The sequence below is a fragment of the Agrobacterium sp. NPDC090273 genome, from assembly GCF_044772305.1.
Classification (GTDB): Bacteria; Pseudomonadota; Alphaproteobacteria; order Rhizobiales; family Rhizobiaceae; genus Agrobacterium.
In genome coordinates this window covers 18,272-35,898 of the sequence record NZ_JBIVYN010000008.1, presented here as the reverse complement: position 1 = coordinate 35,898, position 17,627 = coordinate 18,272, and the positions used below count along the sequence as shown (strand labels likewise).

Here is a 17,627-nt window from a genome sequence, read left to right as displayed (position 1 = left end):
TGCGGAGATAGGCGATGTCTCAACACCACCTATCTCCGCCATCTTCATGTCATTGAGCAAATACGCCGTCAAAGTCCTTGAAACCCTTGACCTCGATCGGATTGCCACTCGGATCAAAAAAGAACATCGTGCGCTGTTCGCCGGGTTCTCCTTCGAACCGCACGACAGGCGGTATGTCAAAGGCAATACCGGCATCTTCGAGGCGTTTTGCCAAAGCAAACCAGTCATCAAGGCGCAAAATGACGCCAAGATGCGGCATCATCACCATATGGTCCCCAACCTTGCCGGTCCGGGTCACTTCGAATGGCTTTCCGAGATGAAGCGAAATTTGATGACCAAAGAAATCGAAATCAACCCAGGTGTCGGTGGAGCGGCCTTCCTCACAACCCAGCACATCACCATAGAAGCGGCGAGAAGCATCAAGATCGGTGACGTGATAGGCAAGATGAAACAATGAACGCATGGCTGTCTTCCTTTGGAGGGTAAAATCAATCCGGGATTACCGGATTATCGGATGCTCATATCGCGCGGCAGGCTGGAAAGAGGCTCTATGCCAGTGTCTGTCACGATGACCGTTTCGGATGCGCCAACGGTCCAGACGCCGTAACTGCGCAATGTGGCTGGGAGGTGAAAGACCATTCCGGGTTCGATCAAACGCTCAACGCCAGAAAAAAGACTAAGCAGAGCGCCCTCGCCCCAATCAGGTGCAAACGCAATGCCCATGGAGTACCCGATGCGCTTGCGAAACGCCGCTTTGTAGCCGGCCTCATCGATGATCTTTTGCGCCGCCTCGTGTGGTGCGGAGCACGCGACGCCTGGACGCATGACAGACAATGCAGCATCCAGCGCCCTCAGGGCGCAATCCATCATCCGCCTCGCCTCGTCAGGCGGGTTACCGATCCACGCACAGCGCATCAACGCGGCATGATAACGTGCATGGCTCCCAGCGAGTTCGAGGAAAATGGGATCGCCATCTTCGAGCTTTCGCCGCCTCCATGTCATGTGTGGAAGTCCGCTGCGATAGCCGGAGGAAACCAGGGGCTCCATCGCCATCGTTTCGGAACCTGCGAGCGTTGCTGCTTCCAGCATCGCTGCCGCAACGGCATTTTCATCCGATCCGAGGCTGCAACACGACAATCCGGCCATCAACCCCTTTTCCGCATATTTCGCGGCTGTCCGGATAGCCTGCAATTCGGCAGATGACTTGATGATGCGCAAGGGTGGCAAGACAGCCGACCCATCCTCGATTGCGGCAAATCCCGCTTTCTTTGCAATGTCTGCAGCGAACCGCGGCGAGACGAACCAACCGTCCAGCTCCATCGCCAGACGACTTGCACCAATGCCACGAAGCACGCGCGAAAGAACCTCTGCCGGATCCTCACCGTCCTGATAGCTAACGATATCGTCGAGCCAGGTGTTGGCGACGGCACCGGGCATTTCAAGTTGCCGGACGAGCAGCACCGGCGGCCCGCTTGTCGGCATGATGAAGGCTTGAAACGCAAAATATCCGGCAGTCTGACGACCCGTCAGCCAATAGATATTCTCAGGGCTCGTGACAACAAGGGCGTCAAATCCGGCCTTGTCGATCGCAGCACGCGCCCGTTTCTGCCGCTCAGCAAACTCCGCCGCAGGAAATGCGGCCTCGCAGCCCTGAAAACCTTTATATTCATGCACTGTCGTCATCGATCCAGGATTGTCCTGCGCCATCTGCCTCATGGTCGGGAAAGCCAACCGAGAAAACGGTTCTTGGCACTGTCGAAATGCGCCTCCATGGCAGCGGCGGCCCGGGGGGCGTCACGCTCCTCAATTGCGTCGATCACGGCAATATGCTCGCGGGCCTGATCGGCAAAACGATCATGGGTTCGGGTAATGGTACAGCGCCGTGCAATGCTGCGCAGTTCGTTCAACATCCCGGGAAGAAGTGCGAGGCCCGCGGCATCTGCCACAGCCTCATGAAACCGGTCGTCATCCATCCAGAAATTGTCGAATGCAGTGTCCTTGCCGTCGGCATAATCCTGCATGACCACACGCGAGGTCTTCAAAGCGTCCGTGAACGGACGTTCTGCCGCACGCGCAGCGGCGGCAGCTTCCAGAAGCCTCCGGATCTGGATGATCTCGAGAAGCTGCTCCAGCGTGACAGGCCGAACCATCAAGGCGCCATTGGCCAATCTGGAGACAACCCCCTCTTTTTCAAGTCGGGAAATGGCTGCCCTAAGCGGCGTGCGGGAAATGCCGGAATCACCTGCAAGCGTTCGCTCTGTCAAAAGGTCGCCCGCCTTGAACGTTCCTTGCAATATGCGCTGTTTGAGATCTTTGTAGGCCTGCTGAGCCAAGGTTTCCTTTTCACTCATGTCGCCCCCTTCAAAGACCCGACCATGCACGGTGAAGAACCTGTACGGCCAATGCTAGATCGGCCGGGTTCATCGCCTCATCCGGATTGTGGCTGCCATTCCAATTGCGCAGGAACACCATGACGGAATCCCAGCCAGCCTGTGCGAAGGCCGCCGCATCGTGGCCACCACCGGACAACATTGTCCGTGGTGAGAGGTTCATTTTTGCTGCCGCACGGGAAATTTCCGCAGCAAGACCGCTGGACAGTTTCGTTGGCTGGCTGCGAGATTGCGGCCCCAAAATGAACCGCACACCCCGGGCCTTTTCGATGCGCGCGATCTCGTTGAGCAGGACAGTATCTACCCGGTCCAGGACCCTATCGTCGTCGCTTCGGATATCGACACAGAAATCCAGGCGACCCGGGACCTTGGCGAAGGCATGTTCATTGCTGGCCGCATCGACCCGGCCGAAGGTCACGGCGAGATCTTGACCATCCTGCAAGACACGCTCCCAAGCCGCGTCCATACCCACGACGAGATCGGCAAACGCAAACACCGCATCTGACCTCGCTTCGCGCGGTGCACCGCCCGAATGCGCCCAGGCGCCCTCAATCGTTGCCTTGCGATAACGCAAACCGCCACGCACGCCGTGGACGATGCCGAAGGCTTCGCTAGCATTATCGAGGACTGGACCCTGCTCGATATGCAGCTCAACAAACCGCGCCGGCGCCAAGCCAGGCCCCCGCAGGACAGCCTCCGGATCTCCTCCAAGTTCTGCCATGTGATCGGCGAGTGTGCGTCCGGTATCAGCCCGCAGCGCTTGCATTTCTGGTGCGGTCAGCCTGCCGAGCGCGGCACGCGAACCGACGTACGAGACCGGAAACCAGACACTTTCTTCCGCCCGCGTCACCGTCACCACTATATCGCTTGACGGAACTTCACCGCTTTTGACGAATGCCGCGGCCAGTGCCACGGCGCCTGCCACCCCCGCCTGTCCGTCAAAAGCACCGCCCATGGGCACGGTGTCGAGGTGAGAGCCAATATGGAGCGGCGGGGCGGTACGATCCTTGCCCGGCAGACGCGCAAACAAGTTCAGCGCCGGATCACGTGTCACCTCGAGACCGAGCGCCTCGCATTCCTCTGCAACAGTCTGATGAGCCGCGCTTTCCAGTGCGCTGTAGGATGGACGGGTAAAGCCTGGTCCCGGTTCGGATATCGCGTTGATGCGATCTAGGAGCCGGTTGATCGTGTCCTTGATGAAAACCTCTGTCATGCCAGCAAACGCTCCGGTTCATTGAGTGTCGTCGCCGGCCGTTCGCCAGAAAGCGCAGTCAAAACATGCCTTGCCGAGCCGATGGCCACGCGCTTCAAGGCTTCCAGCGTGGTTCCCCCGAGATGCGGTGTGAAGATCACCCGTCCGCTGGCAGCAAGAGGACCAATCGGTGCATCGTGGGAATAAACATCCAGCCCCGCAGCTGAGATACGGCCGTCGGCGACGGCATCAGCCAACGCGTTCTCGTCGACCAGACCGGCACGCGCTGTGTTGATCAAAATGGCCCCTTTCTTGATCATGGAAAGGGCGTGTTGGCCAATCAATTCGCGGGTCTCCTGCCTGAGGGGGGTGTGAAGCGACACCAGATCGCATTGGCGCAACCCATCCTCGAGTGTTGGCGCCCGCTCGAAACCGTCGATGTCGGCAACGCGTGGCGAATACACGAGAACGCGCATGTCCAGTGCCGCTTTCAGCATCTTGCCGAGGCCTGCACCTGTGGCGCCCCAACCAACGATAAGTGCCGTTTTTCCAGACAGTTCCGAAAAGGTCTCACGCTCGCGAAAGCCGAAAAGACCGGCACGCTCATCACGATCAGCTGCGGCTATACGGCGGGCGGCCGCAAGCGCCAGCCCGAGTGCCAGTTCGGAAACGGAGCGAGCATTAGCGCCGGGTGTGTTGCAGACCAGAATTCCTCGTGCCGTCGCTGCCTCCTTGTCAACCGCATCGTGCCCGGCACCATGCACCACGACAACCCGCAGCCGATCGGCCGCCTGTATCGCTTCCGCCGACAAACCTCTGTCCCGCGTGATAACGGCATCGCACCCCTGAATATACTGCGACACCACGGCCATGTCAGGGCTCGGGCATATCACCGGTTCAACGCCCGCGGCTTTCAAAATCTCCAGACCGTCGGAGTGGACCGGTTGGACAATAAGACACTTCATCCCTCGTCTGTCCTTTCGGGAAATTGCTCCAGTTTTGCGAGAACGGCGTCACGCGCGTGTACTATGTGGTCTGCCATCATCCGGCCGGCCTCATCTCCACGGTCGTCACGCAGTGCCGCAATCATGGCTAGATGCTCATCGCAGCTTTTCAGAAACCGGTCTGGAACCTGCGTGTGGTCAAACATGCAGGTGCGACGGCGCAAGTCCTCGATCATAGCCGCCATTGTCTCGCTGCCTGTGGAGAGGGCGATCGTTCGATGAAACTCGTCATCCACCTGACGCTGCTCATCATCCTCACCCGGGCCGCTCTGCTGCAGGTGCCTGATACGCGTCTCCAGACCATCAAGGATGGTTGGAGCGACCGCGGATGCGTGCCGCGCACAATAGGATTCCAGCACCTGTCGTAAAAAGAAGATTTCCTCGACCTCCTCAGAACTTAATAGGCGGACCCTCAGAAACCGGCCATCCTGTGAGACCAGACCTTCCGCCTCGATACGCTTGATTGCCTCGCGTACGGGTGTGCGAGACATTTCAAGTGCTTCGCCCAGCTTGGCCTCCTGCAAAGCGTCGCCCGGCGTCAAAGCGCCTGACAGGATCATCTGGATGATTTTGCCATAGGCTTGTTTTGCAAGCGGTTGCGTCGTCATGGCATATCTCCTCGAACATTTTGCCGGTTCGGCTTTGTTACCAGATTCCCCAATACGTTGCGCAACGCAGCCCGCTCGGAAATCAGCAACGCCTCCGCCTCATCTTGCGACACGTAGTTGAACCGCACGCTGCGGCCGCTTGGAACCTGCGCAAGCCTCGGGAGATCGACGGAGGCAACCGTGCCTATCTTCGGATAACCACCTGTGGTTTGCCGCTCCGCCATCAGCACGATCGGCCGGCCGGATGACGGAACCTGAATGGAACCGGCAGACGTCCCGTCGGAAACGATGTCATGGCCACGCTCGGCATGAATTTTCTGTCCATCCAACATTTGTGCCATCCGGTCTCGCGCAGCAGAAACAATGAAGTCCGCCTGCGTGAAGGTCTTGCGTGTCTCTGCTGAGAAATAGTCGTCCTGTGGACCCGGAACGACTCTGATCGGGCGCACTGATCGTCTCCACATACCACTCAACGCCATTTCGTTTTTGGAATGGGCTTCGTGAAGAGACAGGCGATCTCCTGCCTGCAGCCGGCGGCCGTCCAAGCCACCAACACCGCTGCGCAAGTGTGTGGAAAGCGAGCCAAGCACGGATGGCAGGTCTATGCCACCCGCGAACGCCAGATAGCCCCACACGCAGTCGCGCAAAGCACCGATATGCAATTGCTGCCCCGGCTCCATCCTGTGGCTTTCCCAGGGGTGCAGGGCCGTCCCATCGAGACGAATGCTGACATCGCCACCCGTTACCGAGAACAGTGCAGGTTGCGAGACGGAAAACCTGCCGCCGACACCGGCAAACTCCAGAGCAGCCGCATTGCCATGATTGCCGACGAGTGCATTGGCAATCCGGAAAGAGGGAGTATCCATTGGGCCGCAGCCGGAAACGCCAGCATGATGCAGCCCTTTCCGCCCTAGATCCTGAACGGTCGCCATCGGCCCGACCTGATGAATATCGAGCACATTCATGGCTGCAACCCCATGATGTTTTCACCTGCGGCGATAGCGCGATCGAGGTCGGCCCCCTCGCTCTCGCTGACAGGACGAAATCGAACACGGTCACCCGCTTTCAACAGGAAGGGTTGAAGCCGTTGCGGGTCAAAAAGCTTGAGCGGGGTACGGCCGATGAAACGCCAGCCACTTGGCCCGGCAACCGAGTTGACGCTCGCCTGCTTGCCGCCGATACCAACGGCACCCGCCTCGATGCGTTGACGCGGCGTCGCAAGGCGCGGTGTGTGCAGGGCCTCCGGCAAGCCGCCGAGATAAGCAAATCCTGGAGCAAAACCAATCATATAGACGCGGTACTCGGCAGAGCTGTGCATCTGGATAAGGGCGTCGGGCGACAAGCCCTTCATTCCCGCCAACTCTTCGAGATCAAGACCGACGGTTCCGCCATAGACGACGGGAATTTCGAATTGACGGGACGGACGCGCATCCGCAATCAGCGAGGACAGACGCTGCAGCAATGCTCCAGAAAGCATCCGGCCCCGAACGATTTCAGGATCATACATTACCATCAGTGATCGGTAGGTCGGAACAAGCTCGTCAATTCCGTCGATGGGATTTTCGGCAAGATCATCAGCAAGAGCAATAACGCGCGCGCTTACGCTTTCATCGATCTCGTCGGACAATTCAACAGATATGGCGCTATCACCGCAAGCAAGAATGCGCGGAAACTTGTCAGCCTCTCGAATCCGTATTTCTTTACCGGTCATGCACGCTCGATTCACGATCCTAGTTTCATCAATGTATTTCAGTATACCACCAGTATGTCAACGACAGCATTGTCGTGAAGCGCTCGGTAGCTGGATCTGAAACGACAAGACTAGCCCGCTTGAATTTTGAGTATACCACCTGTATGTCCGAATTGACGCGTCTGCGGCGCGCACCGCGAAACGCCTGACAATAAGGGGAGCCGACCGATGGCAACAATCGATCTGAACTGCGACATGGGCGAAAGCTTCGGCGCCTGGACGATGGGCGAGGATGCGATCATGATGGACCTGATCACCAGCGCCAACATTGCCTGCGGCTTCCATGCCGGAGATCCGGTCGTGATGCGCGACAGCATTCTGGCAGCCAAGGCACGCGGCGTCTCGATTGGTGCCCACCCGTCATTCATGGATCTTTACGGTTTCGGTCGACGCCGCATCTACGGCGAACGCCCCGCCGATGTGGAGGCGCAACTGATTTATCAGATCGCTGCAATGCAGGGCATGGCGACATCGCTTTCCTGGCCCATGACGCACGTCAAGACTCATGGTGCGCTGGGCAACATCGCCGCCATTGAACCCGAACTTGCCAATGTCTGCGTGAGCGCCATCAAGGCTGTCGATCCGTCGCTGACCTTTATCACCCTACCTTACTCCGAAACCATGAAAGCAGCCGAAAAAGCCGGTCTGCGTGTCGCCTGCGAAGTCTACGCCGATCGCACCTATGACGATAATGGCATGCTGACATCGCGACAGACCGAAGGCGCCGTCATTCACGATCCGGCGCAAAGCGTCGAGCAGGTCTTGTCGATGGTCTGCGACGGGATTATTCCAACGACGGGCGGCAAGAAACTGCCGGTGGAGGCTGCAACGATCTGCGTTCATGGCGACACCCGCGGCGCGGCGGAAACTGCGCGCGCACTCCGCACGACATTAACACGGCACGGGCTGGAATTTGCCCCCTTCGCCAAACCAAACATCTGAACCGGAGATCCGCATTGACACGTACAGTTTACCTGAATGGAGAATGGCTTCCCGAGGCCGAGGCAAAGGTTTCAATTTTTGACCGCGGCTTCCTGTTCGCCGACGCCATTTATGAGGTCACTGCCGTCATCGGCGGCAAGCTCATCGACTATGCCGGCCACTCCGCACGCCTGCAACGATCCCTTTCCGAACTTGGCCTGACCAACCCGCTTTCGGCGGATGATTTGCTCGCGGTTCACAGGGAGATCGTGCGCCTCAACAATATCGATGAAGGTCTGATCTATCTTCAGATTTCGCGCGGCGTTGCTGATCGCGACTTCGCGTTCCCGGTCGACGCCAAACCAACAATTACACTGTTTACCCAGGCAAAGCCTGTTCTGAACAATCCGCGCAGTGCGACAGGAATAAGCATCGCCACAGTGCCCGACAGACGATGGGAACGACGCGACATCAAGACCGTTCAGTTGCTTTACCCGTCAATGGCGAAGATGGAAGCGCTTTCTCGCGGCGCCGACGACGCCTGGCTTGTCGACGACGGCTACGTGACTGAAGGCAGTGCTGCAAATGCGCATATCATCAAGAAGGACGGCACACTTGTCACCCGGGAGCTCTCCACCGCCCTTCTGCATGGTATCACCCGCGCCAGTATTCTAGACCTCGCAGTAGAGGCAGGAATTCCGGTTGAAGAGCGTGCCTTTACGGTGGAAGAAGCGAAGGAAGCGGCGGAAGCCTTTGTGACATCGGCAACCAATTTTGCCACATCCGTCATCAAAATCGACGAGACAACGATTGCGGACGGTAAACCCGGCCCGATCGCTGCCAAATTGCGCGATCTCTACATTGAAAGCAGACTTGCCTCTGCAATCTGAGCGTTCGCCAGACAATCATCTTGAGGGCCGGCGCGACAGCGCCGCCCTCGCTATCGCCTGTACGTGACCCCCTCCATAAACGCGGGCGCCTCACCTTTACTGAAAGCGGAGAAAATTATCTTGATTAAATACCAACCAGTCTGTATTTAATTTCTTCAGAGGAGATTGAGGATGGCACGCAGGCAAAATCCATCGACGAGACCAAGTCTGCTGGAGGCAGCCTTTTCGGTTATCCGAACCAAGGGCTACACCGCGACAACGGTTGATGACGTCTGCGCAAAAGCCGACTTGTCAAAGGGCGCGTTCTTCCATCATTTCTCCAGCAAGGAAGAAATGGCGGTTGCCGCAGCAGATCACTGGTCGCACATCACGGGAGCAGTGTTTGAAGCAGCACCCTATCACAGTGCCGCCGACCCGCTTGATCGCCTGCTGGCCTATATCGAGTTCCGAAAGCATCTGATCGCGGGAGAACTCCCTGATTTCACCTGCTTTGTCGGCACGATGGCGCAAGAGGTCTACGAAACGAGTACGCCGATCCGGCAAGCCTGCTGGAACAGCATCGCGGGCCATGCAGACACACTCGTTACCGACATCAAGGCTGCCATGGCTGAACATCGGGCGATTGGTTCATTTACGGCAGAAAGCCTCGCCTTGCACATCCAGGCTGCCATCCAGGGCTCTTTCATTCTCGCCAAGGCAAGTGGCGACCCGAAGCAAGCCGTCGAAAGCCTCGGCCATCTCTACCGGTATATCGAGCTATTGTTCGGCCGACCGGCAGTTGGTCATAAAAATTGACTAACCTTGAAACCAATGGGAGGAAATCATGCCAAGCACCATCCGTCTACATCGCGTCTTTTCGACCAAACCCGGAAAGCTCTATCGTGCATTTATTGAACCGGACGCCATCGCCAGTTGGCTCCCACCGTTCGGCTTTACGTGCACGGTTCACGAACTGGATGCAAAGGTGGGGGGCAAGCACCGGATGTCATTCAGGAACTTCACCACGGGCGAAAGTCACGCATTCGGCGGCACCTATCTCGAACTCGTGCCTGGTGAGCGCCTTGTCTACACCGACAGTTTTGAAGATCCCAACCTGCCAGGCGAGATGAAAGTGACGATCAGCCTGAAGGCCGTTCCGTCCGGGACTGAGGTCAACATCGAGCAACAAGGCGTGCCTGACATCATACCTGCTGATGCATGCTACCTCGGTTGGCAGGAATCGTTGCGAAAACTCGCCAAACTCGTCGAACCAGACATTACGCAATAATCCAACCATGACTATTTACTGGCCGCCTCTTGAAAAATTACAGGCGGCCAGCGCTTTATTTACGCCTGCTTGGGCGTGTCTGCAAAGACAGGAGCTGCCAATAGCGCCCATGCTCCCCTATCTGAGAAAAACCTCTTAAGCCCGTATTTTCCCGTATTCTTCTTCATTTTCGACGCGGCACCTGCGCAAGCGGCTGACGCGTGCCGCCGCGTCTCCATGCGGCCTCAATCTTTCTCGCAGAACAAATATTCATCACCTTATTGCGCCGCACAAAAAACGACCATATAGTCCAGACGCTCGGAACACGGCTGGTGTACCGAAATAAATCGACGCCAGATCGATCCTGCTACATGCGAGCCAGAAACAATAATGAAGGGGTTCATGACGATGAAAAATGCAATTCTTGCCGGGTTGGCTCTGATGCTTGCCAGCTTTGCAACCTCTGCTTTTGCCGAGACAGCCTGGGATATGTCAGTCGTATGGCCGGAGGGTAATTTTCACACCAAGAATGCGATGAAATTTGCCGACACGGTCAAGACCGTAACTGGTGGAGAGGTTGTCATCACCGTTCACTCCGGCGGTGCGCTCGGCATCAAGGGGCCTGAAGGCATGACCGCCGTACGCGACGGCATTGTGCCGATAGCAGACATCCTCATGAGCCAGCAGGTGGGCGAGGCACCCGTGCTCGGCGTCGAGACGCTGCCTTACCTGGCGCCGACAATGCCCGACCTTGCCCTGTTGCACAAATTCTTCCGCCCCAAGATCGAGGAAGTCGCCACCTCGATGAACCAGAAGCTTCTCTACATGGTTCCGTGGCCAGGACAGGCCGTTTACTCACCCAAACCCATCGAAAAGATTGAAGACGTCAACGGGCTGAAAATCCGCGTCGTCGATTCCAACGGCCACAACTTCTTTCATGCGCTGGGAGCCCTCCCCGTCCAGATGCCATGGGGCGAAGTCGTGCCGTCGCTTGCCGCGGGCACCATCAATGGTGTCACTACCTCGTCATCTTCGGGTGTCGATGGCGCCTTCTGGGAGTTCATGAAGGACATGAGCACCTTCAACTGGCAGGCATCATCCAACATCGTCACCGTCAATCTCGACGCCTGGAATGCATTGTCTCCAGAACATCAGGCAGCCATTGAACTCGCCTCCAAGCAGCTTGAGGGAGAATTCTGGCTTGTGAGCCGTGCCGAAGACGAAACCAAGCTCGCTACACTCAAAGAAAAGGGCATCACGGTCACGTCGCCATCGCCGGAGCTCAAGGCAGCGCTGATCGAACGGGCCAAACCGCTATGGGACGACTTCCTCAAGCGCGTGCCGGATGCCGCACCTTACGTTGAAGCCTACCTGAAGGCACGGAACTAAGTTTCTCCTCCTCGGACATGAAGGGGTAGCCGGTCCGCCGGCTGCTCGCCCCATTCTGCGCATTCTGGAGAAGCATCATGCACAGACCACCCAATCCTGCATTCAATGCCATCATTGACCCGATCGACCGCCTGACCGAGGTTGGCAACACAATCGCAGCCATTTCGCTGCTTGGTATCTTCACTCTCATCGCCTGCGAGATATTTCTCAGGAACGGTGTTGGCTATTCGCTGCCCTTCGCCTGGGATGTCGCAGCCTATCTGATGGCGGCAAGTTTCCTTCTTGCTGGTGCAAGCGCTCTGAAATCCGGCTCCCACGTCCGCGTAACAGCAATCGGCGAGATGCTCTCTTCGTCCGGTGCGCGTTGGCTGGACGTCGTTGCCTGCCTCGTCGGTCTCGCTATCTGCATCGCCCTGTCCATCGCGCTCACCGACATGGCCCTCCTGTCCTTTCAGCGCGGCTCGACCTCCTCGTCCGTCATTCGTATTCCGCTTGTTTATCCGCAGGTCGCCCTGGCAGCCGGCGCGATCATCCTGAATTTGCAAATGCTAGCCCAATTGTTGCGGCTTCTGCGCGGTGAGACCCTTTCAACCGGCCCAGGACTGGAATGAACCATGGGAAAAATTACCTTCAGCCTGCTCGGCCTGATGACACTCATTCTGGGAACCGGCGTCTGGATCGGACTTGGCCTTGTCGGTACGGGGGCTGCCCTTGCAGCACTTTTTCGTCCGACCTTGCCTTTGTTCAAGCTTCTCGCCCAACAGGCGTGGAACACACTTGTTTCGCCGGAAATGTTGGCACTACCACTGTTCATCTTCATGGCGGAAATTCTGTTCCGGACGAAGATCTCCGAAGCGCTCTTCTCCGGCCTTGCCCCTTGGCTACGCCATGTACCCGGACGCCTCGCACACATCACGGTGCTTGGCTGCACACTTTTTGCATCTGTCTGCGGTTCTTCTGCTGCCACGACGGCAACGGTCGGGCGCATCACGGCCAAGGAGTTGATCTCACGCGGCTATAACCGCGACCTTATCACCGGCAGCCTAGCGGGAGCCGGAACTCTCGGCTTTCTCATTCCGCCATCAACGATCATGATCATCTATGGGGTCATGGCTGAGGAATCGATCCTCAAGCTTTTCATGGCCGGTATTCTTCCAGGTCTCCTGATGGCCGCTTCCTACATGGGCTATATCGGCATCAGGGCGTTGATGAACCCTGCGCTTGTCGGAGAAGCGCTTCCACCCACGACATTCCTGCAAAAGCTTATCGCATTGAAGGACCTAGGACCGCTGTTGCTGCTTATCATCGGCGTGGTCGGCTCCATGTATGGCGGTATAGCCTCGCCAACCGAAGCTGCAGCTGTCGGTGTGGGCGGAGCAATCATCATCGGTGCTCTGCAGAAGACGTTGACGTTCAAAAATCTGATGCAAGCTGCAAAGCAGGCTGCTGACTCCTGCGCCATGATCGGCCTCATCATGGTGGGAGCAATGTTCCTTTCGACCGTCATCGGTTACCTCGGCATGCCACGTTATATTGCCGGTACGATTGAAAGCTGGGGGCTGTCGCCTTTCATGCTCATCCTCGTCCTGCTGATCTTCTACATCATCCTCGGAACGGTCATGGAAGGTCTCGGCTGCATTGTCATGACGCTACCGATTACCCTGCCTCTGGTTATGGCCGCAGGCTACAGCAAAGTCTGGTTCGGTATCTTCATCGTCATCGTCGTGGAAATGGCACAGGTTTCTCCGCCTGTCGGGTTCAATCTGACCGTCATACAACGCCTCACCGGAGACAGCATGGCACGCATCACCCGCGCCACCATGCCGTTCTTTTTCATCATGTGCGCCTTCGTGCTGCTGATCGCGCTTTTCCCGGAGATCGTCTCAATCGTTCCGGACATGATGGCGAAGAACTGAGGCAAAGCAAAACACCGGCCAGTGGAAGAAACTGGCCGGCGATAAGACCCTCACGCCGCAGCCATGACAGAGTTGCTCGAAAACCGGCTGCGATATTCTCCAGGCGAAAGACCGAGAATGCGATGAAACACGCGCCGAAACGCGGCCGCGTCCTCATAGCCGACGGACCACGCGATCTGATCGACCGATCGCTTGGTGAATTCCAGCAGTTCGCGGGCCTTGCCGACGCGCAGATGTTGAACATATTCGATCGGCTTCATCCCAGTTGCAGACTTGAAACGCCGCAGGAAGGTCCGCTCCTCGAGCCCGGCCTGATCTGCCATATCGGACACGCTGGTTGCACGCCCGGCACGCGCCTGAAGCCAATGTTGCACTTTCAGGATCGACTCATCGCCATGCGTCAGGCGTGGCGCGAAGCTGCTGTAGTGTCGCTGCTCACGGCCCGACGGATCGATCAGCAGAAATTTTCCGGTTTCGATCATTACCGATGGCCCCAGAAGCCGGTCCACGATGCGCAAACCAAGATCGGTCCACGCCATCAACCCGCCAGCGGTGATGATGTCACCATCCTCGATGACGATCTTGTCGATCTCGACACGGACATCCGGAAAACGTTCGCGAAAACGCTCCGCAAACAGCCAATGCGTTGTGGCTGGGCGACCGGCCAGCAGGCCTGTCGCCGCGAGAATGAACGATCCTCCACAACTCGCGGCCAACGTCGTGCCCTGTGCGTGACGGTCGAGCAGCCAGCGAGCGTAAGGCGCAGCTTCTTCGACTTCGGCGGGACCCGTCAGCCTGCCTGGCACCACCAGTATGTCCGGATGTCCAGCCGAATCAGGACTGGTGTCGTAGCAGCGCGAAAAACTACCGTTCTCTCCCATGTTCCAATGGCTGACACGCAACTCCGGTCCGCCTCGATCCTTGGAAAACAGTGACGCGATGGCAAAAAGGTCGGTTATGCCGTGTACCATGGCAATCTGGCAGCCCCGGTAGAGAACGAGGCCAACCTCCAAAGCACTCCCTGAAGCTCCTGCCATCTCTGTTTTCCCCTTTTTGTCAGTTTTGGCTCGTCTTCTGTCAGAAGCGCCAATCCTGCGCTCGCTGGCTCCAGAGTATCTCTATTCCCACGGGACGCAAGCAAGCTCCCTGAACCAAAGGAGAGAGAAATGAGCACGATCACCACCAAAGACGGCACGCACATCTACTACAAAGACTGGGGCTCCAAGGATGCTCAGCCGATCATCTTCTCGCACGGCTGGCCACTCAGCGCCGATGCCTGGGACGCGCAGATGGTGTTCTTCGCCAATCACGGCTTCCGCACCATTGCCCATGATCGTCGCAGCCACGGCCGCTCCGATCAGGTCTGGGATAACAACAACATGGACCAGTATGCTGATGACCTTGCTGAACTGATCGAACAGCTTGACCTGCACGACATTATTCTGGTCGGCCACTCCACTGGCGGCGGCGAAGTGACCCGCTACATTGGACGCCATGGAACAGCGCGTGTCGCCAAGATCGGCTTGATCGGCGCTGTACCGCCGCTGATGCTGAAAACGGAAAGCAATCCCGGAGGTTTGCCGATCGACGTCTTCGACGGCATCCGCAAAGGCACCTACGACAATCGCAGCCAGTTCTTCAAGGATCTGACAATACCCTTCTACGGTTACAACCGTGACGGCGCGGTCATCTCCGAAGGTATTCGCGAGGAATTCTGGCGCCAGGGCATGATGGGCGGCCTCAAGGGTCAACTCGACAGCATCCGGGCCTTTTCCGAGAGCGACTTTCATCAGGATCTGAAGGCTTTCGACAAACCGACGCTGGTCTTGCATGGCGATGACGATCAGATCGTCCCGATCGGGGCGTCAGCACACTCGACGGTCAAGATCGTCAAGCACGCTGTCCTGAAGGTCTACGAAGGCGCCGACCACGGTTTGACGCAGACACATCAGGATCGTTTCAACGCCGATCTCCTCACCTTCATCAAAGCCTGAAAAACCAACGGCAAAGCACTGGCGCCTGAAGGCGCCAGCCCGCCGCTTTCAAAAGGAACATTCGAAATGACCAAGGAAACATTTCTCGTCACCGGCGCATCGGATGGTATCGGCGCCGTTTATGCCGATCGTCTGGCAGGGCGCGGTTACAATCTGGTACTTGTCGCGCGCCGCGCTGAAAAACTGCAGTCGCTGGCTGCGCAACTCGAGAAGGTTCACGGTGTCTCGGTGGAGGTTTTGGCCGCTGACCTTTCGAACGCCCAAGGTCTCGAAAAGGTAGAAAGCCGCCTGCGCGAAGACAGCCAGATCACTGGCCTCGTCAACAATGCCGGCATTGCAGGGGAAGGCAAGATAACCGAACTCGACCCGTCCTATATCACCGGCATGATCCATCTCAATATCCTCGCCGTCACCCGGCTCGCAGCAGCGATCGCCCCACGCTTGTCTTCCCGTGGTAAAGGCACGATCATCAACATCACCTCCGTCACGGCACTCATGCCGGCCGCATTCACGGCGGTCTATCCAGCGACGAAGGCTTTTGTACTTGCTTTTACGGAAGCACTGCAGGCACAGCTCGCTCCCTCCGGTGTCCGCGTCCAGGGCGTTCTGCCGGGCATTACACGCACAGCAATCTGGGAAGAAGAAAAACTCAGCACCATCCCTGCCGCAATGTTCATGGACGTCAATGACATGGTCGATGCTGCCATGGCGGGTCTCGATCTCGGCGAAGTCCTGACCATTCCCTCGCTGCCAGACAGCGCCGACCTTGAAACCTATCTGAGTGCGCGTTCGGCTTTGCGACCCAATCTGTCGCTTGCAAATCCGGCCGCCCGCTACAGCGTCACCGCCGTAAAGTAGAGGGCACCGCCATGATCCTCGGACTGACAATTTCCCAATTCACCTTATTGCATGTCGCCTTGAGCTTCATTGGCATCGCTTCCGGCCTGATCGCGCTCCCCGCTTATGCATCCGGAAAGTGGATGCCGCGCATGACTGGTCTTTTTCTCGCGACGACCCTGGCGACAACGCTGACGGGATTTCTCTTCCCCATCAGCACATTTACCCCGGCACTCGGGGTAGGCATCATTTCCACCATCATTCTGGCGGTCGCACTCGCAGCGCTTTATGTTTACAAGCTCAACGGCAATGCGCGAGTAATCTATGCCGTCACGGCGACGACAGGCTTATATCTCAATATGTTCGTCTTGATTGTTCAGTCATTTTTGAAAGTCGAAACGCTGAACGAGCTTGCTCCGAATGGTAACGAACCGCCGTTCCTCGTTGCCCAAAGTGTGCTTTTGCTCGCCGCAATCATTCTCGGTCGCAAGGCATCTAAGACGAGCCGACATCTCGGGATATTCGCGAAATGACTGCCCAACCCCTTCCGCAGAGCTCCAAAAGGTCGTTCTGCGGAATTTACATGAGGGAAGCTATGGTTCTACAATCAGAAACGATAGGTCAGGCCGAGAACGGGGCCTTTGAGCGTTGAATCAAACACGTGACCATCAGAATCATAATCCACGTCAAGAATTTTATAACCCGCAGACACCGACAGGTGGTCGGTAAACGCATAATTTGCCGTGGCAAGCGTCTGCCAGGTGTGATCCGATCCCGCTCCAAAACCACCAATGTCGGCCTGCGCGTGAACAGAGAATTTCGGCGTGACTTTGTAGAAGGCCCGGAAACCAATCACGGGATCGACCCAGCCGAAATCCTCTCCGTAACTGCGTGAAAATGTGCCGTAATTAACAGTCACATCGTTAGAAATATGCCAGATACGCATGCCGGCTAGGACATCAAGTGTCAGATCCTGGTCATCGTAGACCCGGTATCCACCTTTCAACGTCGCAGAAAACTGGACCGTATCGACATCTGCGCTCAATCCAGGCGTTGCCCCAATGACAGGAAGCGCACCGATCACATGGCTGTCCGTCGTGTTGACGTACATCACGTCGCCGGAGAAAACGAGACGGTCATATCGCCCCCAAACGTCAAGGAAACCTCCGACATTGAGGTGATCCATAACGTCCGAGAAGGATTTTTCGACCGAAATTGTCGGTCCACGGCGAAATGGGGAGATATCGCCTTTGAGCCCCGCTGCCCAGAGATACGGGGTAACCTGTAAAGCCCAGCCTGGCGGAAGGCTGCTATCTTCAGGTGTGTCAGCCACCGCCTGAGGCAACGACGGATCAGCCGCCTCGGCGCTGACTGCCAGCAACGGCAAAAGCGCCAAAGCCCATTTCAAACTATTCCCCATTTATATGCCCTCTCGTTCCACCAAACCACTGGGAATCGGACGGGCGAAACCGCCCGACAATCACGCTATC

20 protein-coding genes are annotated in these 17,627 nt (G+C 57.3%); 10 read left to right on the top strand and 10 right to left on the bottom strand.

Annotated elements, in window-relative coordinates; genetic code table 11:
• Positions 1-49: 49 nt before the first annotated feature.
• From ACIQT8_RS20240 to pxpB, 8 genes are read right to left on the bottom strand one after another with little or no spacing between them, the layout of a single operon-like run.
• Positions 50-463 carry a VOC family protein gene (locus tag ACIQT8_RS20240; RefSeq protein ID WP_138792883.1) on the bottom strand — a complete coding sequence of 138 codons (414 nt, stop codon included), beginning with the start codon at positions 461-463 and terminating at the stop codon, positions 50-52.
• 44 nt (positions 464-507) lie between these two features.
• Positions 508-1,683: a M24 family metallopeptidase gene (locus tag ACIQT8_RS20235; RefSeq protein ID WP_400968848.1), complete on the bottom strand. Its 1,176-nt coding sequence runs from the start codon at positions 1,681-1,683 to the stop codon at positions 508-510.
• A gap of 29 nt (positions 1,684-1,712) precedes the next feature.
• Positions 1,713-2,351, bottom strand: a complete 639-nt coding sequence (locus ACIQT8_RS20230; protein WP_262526740.1) for a GntR family transcriptional regulator — start codon at positions 2,349-2,351, stop codon at positions 1,713-1,715.
• A 10-nt stretch (positions 2,352-2,361) separates the two neighbouring features.
• The gene (locus ACIQT8_RS20225; protein WP_400968844.1) at positions 2,362-3,603 is read right to left on the bottom strand and encodes a hydantoinase/carbamoylase family amidase; all 1,242 of its coding nucleotides are present in this window, start codon (positions 3,601-3,603) and stop codon (positions 2,362-2,364) included.
• Complete coding sequence (locus ACIQT8_RS20220) at positions 3,600-4,547, bottom strand: NAD(P)-dependent oxidoreductase (RefSeq protein WP_400968841.1); 948 nt, start codon at positions 4,545-4,547, stop codon at positions 3,600-3,602. The genes ACIQT8_RS20225 and ACIQT8_RS20220 overlap by 4 nt, the downstream gene beginning before the upstream one ends.
• Positions 4,544-5,194, bottom strand: a complete 651-nt coding sequence (locus tag ACIQT8_RS20215) for a GntR family transcriptional regulator (protein WP_400968838.1) — start codon at positions 5,192-5,194, stop codon at positions 4,544-4,546. Before ACIQT8_RS20215 ends, ACIQT8_RS20220 begins: the two co-directional genes overlap by 4 nt.
• Entirely contained in the window at positions 5,191-6,159 is a 969-nt protein-coding gene (locus ACIQT8_RS20210; protein ID WP_400968835.1) for a biotin-dependent carboxyltransferase family protein, read from the bottom strand. Before ACIQT8_RS20210 ends, ACIQT8_RS20215 begins: the two co-directional genes overlap by 4 nt.
• The gene (pxpB, locus tag ACIQT8_RS20205; RefSeq protein WP_400968832.1) at positions 6,156-6,905 is read right to left on the bottom strand and encodes a 5-oxoprolinase subunit PxpB; all 750 of its coding nucleotides are present in this window, start codon (positions 6,903-6,905) and stop codon (positions 6,156-6,158) included. Before pxpB ends, ACIQT8_RS20210 begins: the two co-directional genes overlap by 4 nt.
• Before the next feature lie 207 nt (positions 6,906-7,112).
• Here pxpB and ACIQT8_RS20200 point away from each other — a divergent pair, with 207 nt between their 5' ends.
• From ACIQT8_RS20200 to ACIQT8_RS20170, 7 genes are all read left to right on the top strand, one after another.
• Complete coding sequence (locus ACIQT8_RS20200; RefSeq protein WP_400968829.1) at positions 7,113-7,886, top strand: LamB/YcsF family protein; 774 nt, start codon at positions 7,113-7,115, stop codon at positions 7,884-7,886.
• A 14-nt stretch (positions 7,887-7,900) separates the two neighbouring features.
• On the top strand, positions 7,901-8,755 hold the full coding sequence (locus ACIQT8_RS20195; protein WP_400968826.1) for a D-amino-acid transaminase: 855 nt from the start codon (positions 7,901-7,903) through the stop codon (positions 8,753-8,755).
• Positions 8,756-8,926: 171 nt separating this feature from the next.
• Positions 8,927-9,550, top strand: a complete 624-nt coding sequence (locus ACIQT8_RS20190; protein ID WP_400968823.1) for a TetR/AcrR family transcriptional regulator — start codon at positions 8,927-8,929, stop codon at positions 9,548-9,550.
• A gap of 28 nt (positions 9,551-9,578) precedes the next feature.
• Entirely contained in the window at positions 9,579-10,022 is a 444-nt protein-coding gene (locus ACIQT8_RS20185) for an SRPBCC family protein (RefSeq protein WP_400968820.1), read from the top strand.
• A 381-nt stretch (positions 10,023-10,403) separates the two neighbouring features.
• Positions 10,404-11,390 (top strand): TRAP transporter substrate-binding protein, encoded by a 987-nt coding sequence (locus ACIQT8_RS20180; RefSeq protein WP_400968817.1) that lies wholly within the window; start codon positions 10,404-10,406, stop codon positions 11,388-11,390.
• A gap of 77 nt (positions 11,391-11,467) precedes the next feature.
• Entirely contained in the window at positions 11,468-12,001 is a 534-nt protein-coding gene (locus ACIQT8_RS20175; protein ID WP_400968814.1) for a TRAP transporter small permease subunit, read from the top strand.
• Positions 12,002-12,004: 3 nt separating this feature from the next.
• The gene (locus ACIQT8_RS20170; protein WP_138792897.1) at positions 12,005-13,306 is read left to right on the top strand and encodes a TRAP transporter large permease; all 1,302 of its coding nucleotides are present in this window, start codon (positions 12,005-12,007) and stop codon (positions 13,304-13,306) included.
• Between the two features lie 50 nt (positions 13,307-13,356).
• On the opposite strand, the gene ACIQT8_RS20165 is transcribed toward ACIQT8_RS20170, so the two are convergent.
• Positions 13,357-14,343 carry a GlxA family transcriptional regulator gene (locus tag ACIQT8_RS20165; RefSeq protein WP_400968809.1) on the bottom strand — a complete coding sequence of 329 codons (987 nt, stop codon included), beginning with the start codon at positions 14,341-14,343 and terminating at the stop codon, positions 13,357-13,359.
• A gap of 129 nt (positions 14,344-14,472) precedes the next feature.
• On the opposite strand from ACIQT8_RS20165, the gene ACIQT8_RS20160 reads away from it, so the two are divergent.
• From ACIQT8_RS20160 to ACIQT8_RS20150, 3 genes are all read left to right on the top strand, one after another.
• Positions 14,473-15,300 (top strand): alpha/beta fold hydrolase, encoded by an 828-nt coding sequence (locus tag ACIQT8_RS20160; RefSeq protein WP_262526754.1) that lies wholly within the window; start codon positions 14,473-14,475, stop codon positions 15,298-15,300.
• A 66-nt stretch (positions 15,301-15,366) separates the two neighbouring features.
• On the top strand, positions 15,367-16,158 hold the full coding sequence (locus ACIQT8_RS20155; protein ID WP_400968805.1) for an SDR family NAD(P)-dependent oxidoreductase: 792 nt from the start codon (positions 15,367-15,369) through the stop codon (positions 16,156-16,158).
• A gap of 11 nt (positions 16,159-16,169) precedes the next feature.
• Positions 16,170-16,670: a hypothetical protein gene (locus tag ACIQT8_RS20150; RefSeq protein ID WP_400968802.1), complete on the top strand. Its 501-nt coding sequence runs from the start codon at positions 16,170-16,172 to the stop codon at positions 16,668-16,670.
• A gap of 74 nt (positions 16,671-16,744) precedes the next feature.
• Here the strand turns inward: ACIQT8_RS20150 and ACIQT8_RS20145 are convergent, their stop codons facing one another.
• Complete coding sequence (locus tag ACIQT8_RS20145; protein WP_400968799.1) at positions 16,745-17,557, bottom strand: hypothetical protein; 813 nt, start codon at positions 17,555-17,557, stop codon at positions 16,745-16,747.
• Positions 17,558-17,627: the final 70 nt, after the last annotated feature.